The organism is Nocardioides sp. (genome assembly GCF_035481145.1).
Classification (GTDB): Bacteria; Actinomycetota; Actinomycetes; order Propionibacteriales; family Nocardioidaceae; genus Nocardioides.
On the sequence record NZ_DATIHB010000121.1, the window covers coordinates 1 to 8,856 of the forward strand.

The following is an 8,856-nucleotide window of genomic DNA, read 5'->3' on the forward strand; positions in this document are numbered from 1 at the left end:
CCGCCCCCGCCCACGTCGTACAGCTTGATCAGCCGCGCGGGATCTCCCGCATCTCGAAGGCTTCGACGATGTCGCCTTCCTTGATGTCCTGGAAGTTGCGGAGCGACAGACCGCACTCGAAGCCCTCGCGGACCTCCGCGGCGTCGTCCTTCTCGCGCTTGAGGCCAGCCAGGTCGAGGTTGTCCGCCACGACGCTGCCGTCGCGGATGATGCGGACCTTGGCGTTGCGGCGGAGGAGGCCGCTGGTGACCATACAACCGGCGATGTTGCCGATCTTGGACGAGCGGAAGATCGCACGGATCTCCGCCTGGCCGAGCACCTGCTCCTCGTAGACCGGCTTGAGCATGCCCTTGAGGGCCGCCTCGATCTCCTCGATGGCCTGGTAGATGACGCTGTAGTAGCGGATCTCCACGCCTTCCTTGTCGGCCAGCTCGGTCGCCTTGCCCTGCGGGCGGACGTTGAAGCCGATGATGATCGCGTCGGAGGCCGCAGCGAGCATGACGTTGGTCTCGGTGATCGCACCGACACCGCGGTCGATGACCCGCAGCGAGACCTCGTCGCCGACGTCGATCTTGGACAGCGAGTCCTCGAGCGCCTCGACGGAACCGGACACGTCGCCCTTGAGGATGAGGTTGAGCTCCTGGCTCTCGCCCTTCTCCATGGAGGCCATGAAGTCCTCGAGGGTACGACGCACGCGGCGCTGGGCCTGCATGGCCGCACGCTCACGGTGCTCGCGCTTCTCCGCGATCTGGCGGGCCATGCGGTCGTCCTCGACCACGAGGAAGTTCTGACCCGCACCGGGCACGCCGGAGAGACCCAGGACCATGGCCGGACGCGACGGGGTCGCCTCCTCGATGTTCTCGCCGTGCTCGTCGAGCATGGCGCGGACGCGGCCGTGGGCCGGACCGGCGACGATCGAGTCGCCGACCCGCAGGGTGCCGCGCTGGACCAGGATCGTGGCGACCGGACCGCGACCGCGGTCCAGGTGCGCCTCGACCACGAGGCCCTGGGCGTCCTGGTTGGGGTTGGCGCGCAGGTCGAGCGACGCGTCAGCGGTCAGCACGACCGCCTCGAGCAGGCCGTCGAGGTTCAGGCCGGCCTTCGCGGACACGTCGACGAACATCACGTCGCCGCCGTACTCCTCGGGGACCAGGCCGTACTCGGTGAGCTGGCCGCGGACCTTGACCGGGTCGGCCTCAGGCTTGTCGACCTTGTTGACCGCGACGACGATCGGGACGCCGGCGGCCTTGGCGTGGTTGAGCGCCTCGACCGTCTGCGGCATGACGCCGTCGTCGGCCGCGACCACGAGGATCGCGATGTCGGTCGCCTGGGCACCACGGGCACGCATGGCGGTGAACGCCTCGTGACCGGGGGTGTCGATGAGGGTGATGGCCCGCTCCTGGCCGTCGACCTCGGCGTAGACCTGGTAGGCACCGATGTGCTGCGTGATGCCACCGGCCTCCTTGTCGACGACGTTGGCGTTGCGCAGCGCGTCGAGGAGCTTGGTCTTTCCGTGGTCGACGTGACCCATGACGGTGACGACCGGCGGACGGACGACCAGGTCGGCCTCGTCGCCCTCGTCGGCGCCGAACTCGAGGTCGAAGCCCTCGAGGAGCTCGCGGTCCTCGTCCTCCGGGGAGATGACCTGGACGACGTAGTTGAGCTCCTCGCCGAGCAGCTCGAACGTCTCGTCACCGACGGACTGGGTCGCCGTGACCATCTCGCCGAGCGAGAAGAGCATCTGCACCAGGGCAGCGGCGTCGACGTTGATCTTCTCCGCGAAGTCGGTCAGGCTCGCACCACGGGCCAGACGCACGGTCTCGCCGTTGCCCTTGCGGACGCGCACACCACCGATGGTGGGCGCCTGCATCGAGTCGAACTCCTGCCGCTTCGCACGCTTCGACTTGCGACCACGGCGCGACGGACCACCGGCGCGACCGAAGGCACCCTGGGTCTGGCCACGGCCACCGGGACCACCGGGACGACCGCCACCGGGGCGACCAGCACCGGCGAAGCCACCCGGGGCACCGCCCGGACGGCCGGGGGCACCTGCGCCAGCGCCGGGGCCACCACGACCCGGGGCACCGCCCGGACCACCACGGCCCGGAGCGCCGCCAGGGCCACCACGGCCCGGAGCACCACCGGGGCCACCACGACCGGCGGGGCCGCCGGGGCGGGCGCCGAACGCGTTGGGCGACTTCGGCATCATCGCCGGGTTGGGACGGGGCATGCCCGGACGGGGAGCCGCTCCACCTGCGGCACCACCGGCAGCTGCCGGCGGACGCGGCGGACGGTTGTCGCCGCCCGAGGTCTGCGACGGACCACGGTCAGCCGGCGCCGGACGCTCGGACGGGGCGGGGCGCTTGCCCATGCCCTGCGACGGGGCGAACGGGTTGTTGCCGGGGCGCGGCGCACCCGGACGGGCGCCGCCCGGACGCGGACCCGGAGTGCCACCGGCCGGCTTGGGCGCAGGCGCCTTCGGGGCGGGGGCAGCCGGACCCGGCTTCGGAGCAGCGGGGGCAGCCGGAGCCGCAGCAGCGGGGGCCGCAGGTGCTGCGGCAGCGGGAGCAGCGGCGGCCGGAGTCTCCGGTGCAGCCGGCGCGGCGGGCGCCGGAGCAGCCTTGGGGGCCGGCTTCGGGCCGGGCTTGCCGGCCGGCGCCTTGGGCGCGGCGGCCGGGGCAGCCTGACCAGCGGGCGCCTCGGCAGCAGAACCGCCACCGGCGGCACGCATCTCGTCACCGAACTGCTTCTTGAAACGCATCGCGACGGGGGGCTCCACCGTCGAGGACGCGGACTTGACGAACTCGCCCATCTCCTTCAGCTTCTCGAGAACAACCTTGCTCTCGACGCCGAATTCCTTGGCGATCTCGTGTACGCGGGGCTTGGCCACGGGGTTGTGTTACTCCTTCTCGGCCCGCCCCGGATTGCGTAGTGGGGTCGAACCGTCAGTGGGTGTGCATGCTCATCGCGAAGTACTCATCGAGTGCTCATGAGCGGATGCTCCAGTTCCTGTAGTGGTTCATGACGTGTGTGCCTCGAGCCAGGCCTGCACCGGCTCGGTAGCCAGCCCTTGCTCGAGCCGCAGGGCTCGGGCGAACGCTCGCCGCCGGACCGCCAGGTCGTAGCACGCGGTCGTGGGGTGCAGGTGCGCCCCACGGCCAGCTGCAGACTTCGCAGGATCCGGAACGACGGCCGGTCGGCCCTCGCTGTCGGTCCCCGCGACGATCCGCAGGAGCTCGTGGCGGGCAGCCCGCTCGCGGCATCCGATGCACATACGCACGGGGCCACAGAAAATCTCTGAAGCCGTGTGTGCAAGGGAATTCAGTTCGCGAGCCACCAAGCGACAACTCTACCGGGTCACGGGGCGCCGGGACTAACCGGCGTACGGTTGGCGTGCCCAGCCCTAGGGTGACTCCATGCGCGTGACGTCGGCCCTGCTTCGGTTGGTTCTCGGCGTCGGCGTCTTCCTCGTCGGGATCAAGGCGTTCGGCCGCGCGGTCAGCGCCGACTGGCTGTCCTGGCGGATGCCGCTCTACTTCGTCATCGGCATGCTCGGGTGGCTATTGCTAACGGGTGGGGCGTCGCTGTCCTGGGGCGGCCTGCTCCGCATCCCGCTGCCCGGACATCCAGAGGGCGTCTACCCCGAGAGGCAGGCCAAGAAGGACGCCGAGTGGCTTCGCAAGAACGCTGACCTGCTCGAACCCGGCGATCACGAGGTCGTCATGACGGATCTTGGCAAGCACTCGATGGACGTCGCCAAGGCGATCCGCGAGGCGACGAACCTCGATGTGCACGCCGCCCTGGCCCTCGTTGATCCCGTGGGGCAGCTCGTGGCGCACTCCCGGAGTCAGGCCGCGGCGGACCTGATCGCGGCACGCCTTCGCAAGGCAGGCGCGACCGCCGTCGTACGACCGATGGCGGGTCAGGCTCCCCCAGAAACGACGTAAAGGCTTTTCGTCACCCAGTGACGAAAAGCCTTCACGTTGTTTGAGAGCTGCGGTCCTCAGCCCTGAGGGGCCTCGTCGGAGCGGATGTCGATCCGCCAGCCGGTCAGGCGGGCGGCGAGTCGGGCGTTCTGGCCCTCCTTGCCGATCGCCAGCGACAGCTGGAAGTCGGGGACGACGACGCGCGCGGCGCGGGCAGCCAGGTCAACGACCTCGACGGAGCTGACGCGGGCCGGCGAGAGCGCATGGGCGACCATCTCGGCGGGGTCCTCGGACCAGTCGACGATGTCGATCTTCTCGCCGTGGAGCTCGCTCATGATGTTGCGGACACGGCTGCCCATCGGGCCGATGCAGGAGCCCTTGGCATTGACGCCGGGGACGGTCGACTTCACCGCGATCTTCGTGCGGTGGCCGGCCTCGCGGGCGATCGCGGCGATCTCGACGGTGCCGTCGGCGATCTCGGGCACCTCGAGCGCGAAGAGCTTCTTCACCAGGTTGGGGTGGGTCCGCGACAGGGTGATCTGCGGGCCACGCATGCCCTTGCGCACGGAGACGACGAGCGCCTTGATGCGAGTGCCGTGCTCGTAGTTCTCGCCCGGGACGCGCTCGCCGAGCGGGATGATCGCCTCGAGCTTGCCCAGGTCGACCATGACGTCGTCGGGGTTGCGGCCCTGCTGGATGATGCCGGAGACGATGTCGCCCTCCTTGCCCGCGAACTCACCGAAGGTGATGTCGTCCTGGGCGTCACGGAGGCGCTGCAACATGATCTGGCGGGCCGTGGTGGCAGCGATCCGGCCGAAGCCGTCCGGGGTGTCGTCGTACTCCTCGGAGAAGGTGCCGTCCTCCTCCTGCTCGCGGACCAGCACGTTGACGTGGCCGGTCTTGCGGTCGATGACCACGCGCGCACGCTGCTGGGCGCCGGCCGTCTTGTGGTACGCCTGCAGCATCGCCTGCTCGATCGCCTCGACGAGGACGTCGAACGAGATCTCCTTCTCGCGCTCCAGCATCCGCAGGATGCTCAGGTCGATGTCCATCAGGCGTCGTCTCCCTCATCGTCGATGTCGTCGACGGTCTCGTCGTCGGCAGCCTCGAGCTCCTCGAAGGCGGCCTTGCGGTTGAACTCGATCTGCACGCGCGCCTTGGCGATGTCCGCGTAGGCGACGCGGTTCTCCACGATCTTGGGCTTGGCGCCCTTGCTGGCCCGCTTGTCCTCGAGCAGCGTCACGCCGTCGTCGTCGGACTCCCCGATGCGCGCCTCGATCTCGCCGCCCTCGACGAGGGTGACCTTCACCAGACGACCGGCGTTGCGGCGCCAGTGGCGCGCGAGCGTCAGCGGGCGGTCGACACCACGCGAGGTGACCTCGAGCAGGTACGGCTCGGCACCCATCACGTTGGAGGACTCCAGGAAGTCGTCGACCTCCTTGGTGGCGGCCGCGATCTCGTCGAGCGTCACACCGGTCTCGGAGTCGAGCGCGATGCGCAGGATGCGGCGCTGGCCTGCCTTGGAGAGCTCGACGGCCTCGATGTCCAGACCGAGCGCGGTCAGGGGGTCGGCGAGCCCTGCTTCGATGCGGGCCCTGGTGGCGTCCAGTCCGGAACTGCTCACAGTGCGACCTCCTTGTGCTGTTGTCGCGACAACCCTAGCGGGTCCGCGGCAGTGCCCGGACCGACAGATAGGGTTCACGCCGTGCCTGACACCGTGATCACCGTCTCCCGTCGGGTGGCCCTCGGCGGCGCGACCGCCGCGGTCACCGCCACCGCCGGCTGCCAGTGGGGTCCGCCGGCATCGGTCGCCCCGCCCGCCGCGAAGCGCGACGCCGACGCGAGCACCGTCGACGGGCTGGTGACGGCAATCGCCGCCCAGGCCCGGCTGGTCGCGGACGTGGCAACGACCCACGTCGGCCTGACCACCGCCCTCGCGCCGCTGACCGCGCTGCACCGGGCCCACCTCGCCGTCCTCTCCACGGAGCCGCCGGAGGCACCGGCGGTCACGGTCCCGGTCCGGCCCGACGCAGCCCTCGCCGCCGTACGCCGGGGCGAGGCCACGCTGCAGCGCTCCCTCACCGCCGGCGCCCGCACGGCCGCGAGCGGACCGCTCGCGCGCTCCCTCGCCTCGATGGCCGCCGGGGTCGCGATGCACCTGGCCGCGGCGCCGTCTCCGCGTGCGGCCGCGAAGGGCGGGCAGGCATGACCGCGGAGCTCACTCCCCTGCAGTCCGCCGTCGCGGGTGAGCACGCCGCACTCTGGGTGCTCGGCGTCGTCGGAGCGCAGGCACCCGAGGAGTCCGCGCTGCGCGAGCGCGTGACGACGGCGTACCGCACGCATCGCACGCAGCGCGACCACCTCGTCGCCAGGGTCACCGCGCTCGGCGGGACCCCCGTCCCCGCCGAGCCGGGCTACACGCTGGGCGACGTCAGCTCCCAGGCGGCGGGCTACGCCGCTGCCCTCGAGGTGGAGCAGAAGGCGGCTGCGGTCTACGCCGACCTGGTCGCCCACACGACGGGCTCCGACCGGAGCTGGGCCGTCACGGCCCTGATCGCGTGTTCGGTGCGCCAGCTCTGGTTCCGGGGGAGCCCCGAGATCTTCCCCGGAACCAGCGAGCTGGCGAACCGTTGACCCCCTGTCCGAGCAAGGGGTACAGGAAAGATCCTGCAACATCGGAGCCGCAGTAGCCCCATGGATCAAGTTGCAGGTTTATGCAATGCAGAAACCTGCAGGCGTGAGGCCGTGCGGTCAGGTCCAGCGGGCGACCACGCCGGCGATCTCGCCGAGGTGCTGCACGACCGCATCAGGCACGCCCTCGGTGTGGCCGACCTGGTCCGCGGGGATCGTGCTGTGGGGCACGTGGATCGCGCGCATGCCGGCCGACTGCGCACCCCACACGTCGTCGTACAGCCGGTCGCCGACGTAGACACAACGTGCCGGATCGGTCGCACCTACGGCGTCCATGGCGGCCCGGAACGCCTGCGGTGACGGCTTGGTCCAGGGGATCTCGCTCGTGTAGACGTCGCCGTCGATGAGGTGGTCGACGCCGTCGCGCTCGAAGAACCCGCGGTGCCAGGCGCGCGGCCAGATCGTGTTGGAGAGCACGCCGACCTTGATCCCCTGCTCACGCAGCCACTCGAAGAGCGGACCCACCTCTGGATCGGTCAGGGTGTGTGGCTCCCAGAACTCGTAGTAGGCCATCAGCAGGTCCGGGTCGTGGTCGAGGCCTGCCTCGGTGAAGAGGTCGGCCACCGTGGCGCTCTGCTGCAGGTCGCGGCTGCGACCCCAGATCACGCTGCCCGCCTCGTGCAGCCGCCGGGCCCAGGCATGACGGTCGTCGTCCGGGGTCGGGGTGGCCCGGACGGCGTGCGCGAGCGCGACGGACTCCGCGTGGAAGTCGACGTCGTGCCAGGCCGTGAGGGTGCCGCCCCAGTCGAAGAGGACGGCCTCGACGCCCGCGGCCCGCTCCCCCACCGGATCAGCCGCGAACGAGGGCGGCGATGGTGGCGGCCGCGTCGGTGACCGCGACGTCCTGCTTCGCGCCCGTGCGACGGTCCTTGACCTCGACGACACCGTCGGCCAGGCCTCGGCCCACGGTGACGATGGTCGGGACGCCGATCAGCTCGGCGTCCTTGAACTTCACCCCGGGGCTGATCTTCCCGGCGCGATCGTCGTAGATCACCTCGACGCCCTGAGCGGCAAGCTCGTTGCTCAGACTCTCGGCCGCCTCAAAGAGCGCGGCGTCCTTGCCCGCCGCGACGACGTGGACGTCGGCCGGGGCGATCTCGCGGGGCCAGCAGAGGCCGAGCTCGTCGTGGTTGCCCTCGGCGATCACCGGCACAGCGCGGGAGACGCCGATGCCATACGACCCCATGGTGACCGTGACCAGCTTCCCGTTCTCGTCGAGCACCTTGAGGTCGAGCGCCTCGGCGTACTTGCGACCGAGCTGGAAGATGTGGCCCATCTCGATGCCGCGCGCCGACGCGAGCGTGCCCCCTCCCCCGGTGACCGCACAGTTGGGGCAGGGGTCGCCGTCGCGGACATTGGCCGCCTCGATCGTGCCGTCGGGGGTGAAGTCGCGGCCCGCGACCACGTCAATCGCGTGCTGGCCGTGGACATCGGCACCGGTCACCCAGCGCGTGCCCTCGACGATCCGCGGGTCGACGACGAACCGGATGCCGGTCTTCGACTCCTCGCCCAGGACCCCGGGGCCGATGTAGCCCTTGACGATGTCGGGGTACGAGCGGAGCTCCTCCTCGGTCATCGGCTCGACCTCGATCGGCTCGAGCTGGCCCTCGAGGCGCTTCTGGTCGACGTCACGGTCGCCCGGCAGGCCGATCGCCAGCGGCTCGCGCGTGCCGTCGGGGTGCTTGAGCATCATCAGGACGTTCTTGAGGGTGTCACCGGCGTGCCACGGACGGTCCTCACGCGGGAGGCGCTCGTTGAGCAGCGCGACCAGCGAGTCGATCGTCGGGGTGTCGGGCGTCTCCTCCGCGTGGGCGGCGGGGACCCCGTCGTACGGCTGGGCGGGCGGGGCCGGCACGGTGACGGCCTCGACGTTGGCGGCGTAGTCGCAGTGGGTGCAGCGGACGTAGGTGTCCTCGCCGACGTCGGCCTTGGCGAGGAACTCCTCCGACGCCGAGCCGCCCATCGCCCCCGAGGTGGCGAAGCAGATCTTGTAGGTGATGCCGAGCCGGTCGAAGGTGCGGATGTAGGCGTCGCGGTGCGCCTGGTAGCTCTCCTCGAGGCCGGCGTCGTCGACGTCGAAGGAGTAGGAGTCCTTCATCACGAACTCGCGCCCGCGCAGCAGGCCGGCCCGGGGACGCGCCTCGTCGCGGTACTTGTTCTGGATCTGGTAGATCGAGAGCGGCAGGTCCTTGTAGGAGGAGTAGAGGTCCTTCACCACCAGGGTGAACATCTCCTCGTG

The 8,856-nt window shown here is 70.5% G+C and carries 9 protein-coding genes; 3 read left to right on the forward strand and 6 right to left on the reverse strand.

Annotated features, from left to right (window positions below; all coding sequences use genetic code 11):
- Positions 1–28: 28 nt before the first annotated feature.
- Both infB and VLF38_RS10075 read right to left on the reverse strand, forming a co-directional pair.
- Entirely contained in the window at positions 29–2,890 is a 2,862-nt protein-coding gene (infB, locus tag VLF38_RS10070) for a translation initiation factor IF-2 (protein ID WP_325271129.1), read from the reverse strand.
- A 129-nt stretch (positions 2,891–3,019) separates the two neighbouring features.
- Positions 3,020–3,274: a YlxR family protein gene (locus VLF38_RS10075; RefSeq protein WP_325271137.1), complete on the reverse strand. Its 255-nt coding sequence runs from the start codon at positions 3,272–3,274 to the stop codon at positions 3,020–3,022.
- A 142-nt stretch (positions 3,275–3,416) separates the two neighbouring features.
- Between VLF38_RS10075 and VLF38_RS10080 the strand changes: the two genes are divergently transcribed.
- Positions 3,417–3,947, forward strand: coding sequence for a ribosomal protein L7/L12 (locus tag VLF38_RS10080; protein ID WP_325271130.1), 531 nt, complete (start codon positions 3,417–3,419; stop codon positions 3,945–3,947).
- Between the two features lie 56 nt (positions 3,948–4,003).
- Here VLF38_RS10080 and nusA read toward each other — a convergent pair whose 3' ends face one another.
- Together nusA and rimP are read right to left on the reverse strand one after the other, a co-directional pair.
- Positions 4,004–4,978, reverse strand: coding sequence for a transcription termination factor NusA (gene nusA, locus VLF38_RS10085; protein WP_325271131.1), 975 nt, complete (start codon positions 4,976–4,978; stop codon positions 4,004–4,006).
- A complete protein-coding gene (gene rimP / locus VLF38_RS10090; RefSeq protein ID WP_325271132.1) occupies positions 4,978–5,550 on the reverse strand; it encodes a ribosome maturation factor RimP in 573 nt (190 codons plus the stop codon). The genes nusA and rimP overlap by 1 nt, the downstream gene beginning before the upstream one ends.
- An 81-nt stretch (positions 5,551–5,631) precedes the next feature.
- Here rimP and VLF38_RS10095 point away from each other — a divergent pair, with 81 nt between their 5' ends.
- Complete coding sequence (locus VLF38_RS10095; protein WP_325271133.1) at positions 5,632–6,135, forward strand: hypothetical protein; 504 nt, start codon at positions 5,632–5,634, stop codon at positions 6,133–6,135.
- A complete protein-coding gene (locus VLF38_RS10100) occupies positions 6,132–6,560 on the forward strand; it encodes a ferritin-like domain-containing protein (RefSeq protein WP_325271134.1) in 429 nt (142 codons plus the stop codon). The genes VLF38_RS10095 and VLF38_RS10100 overlap by 4 nt, the downstream gene beginning before the upstream one ends.
- A gap of 117 nt (positions 6,561–6,677) precedes the next feature.
- Here the strand turns inward: VLF38_RS10100 and VLF38_RS10105 are convergent, their stop codons facing one another.
- Together VLF38_RS10105 and VLF38_RS10110 are read right to left on the reverse strand one after the other, a co-directional pair.
- Positions 6,678–7,403 (reverse strand): HAD family hydrolase, encoded by a 726-nt coding sequence (locus tag VLF38_RS10105; protein ID WP_325271135.1) that lies wholly within the window; start codon positions 7,401–7,403, stop codon positions 6,678–6,680.
- Between the two features lie 4 nt (positions 7,404–7,407).
- The coding region (locus VLF38_RS10110) for a proline--tRNA ligase (RefSeq protein WP_325271136.1) at positions 7,408–8,856 on the reverse strand (1,449 nt) is incomplete at its 5' end.

What these genes read in the sequence shown, in the direction of transcription:
- VLF38_RS10075 (WP_325271137.1), bottom strand. Translation starts at nt 3,274, where the DNA reads ATGTGCATCGGATGCCGCGAGCGGGCTGCCCGCCACGAGCTCCTGCGG.
- VLF38_RS10080 (WP_325271130.1), top strand. Translation starts at nt 3,417, where the DNA reads ATGCGCGTGACGTCGGCCCTGCTTCGGTTGGTTCTCGGCGTCGGCGTC.
- nusA (WP_325271131.1), bottom strand. Translation starts at nt 4,978, where the DNA reads ATGGACATCGACCTGAGCATCCTGCGGATGCTGGAGCGCGAGAAGGAG.
- VLF38_RS10100 (WP_325271134.1), top strand. Translation starts at nt 6,132, where the DNA reads ATGACCGCGGAGCTCACTCCCCTGCAGTCCGCCGTCGCGGGTGAGCAC.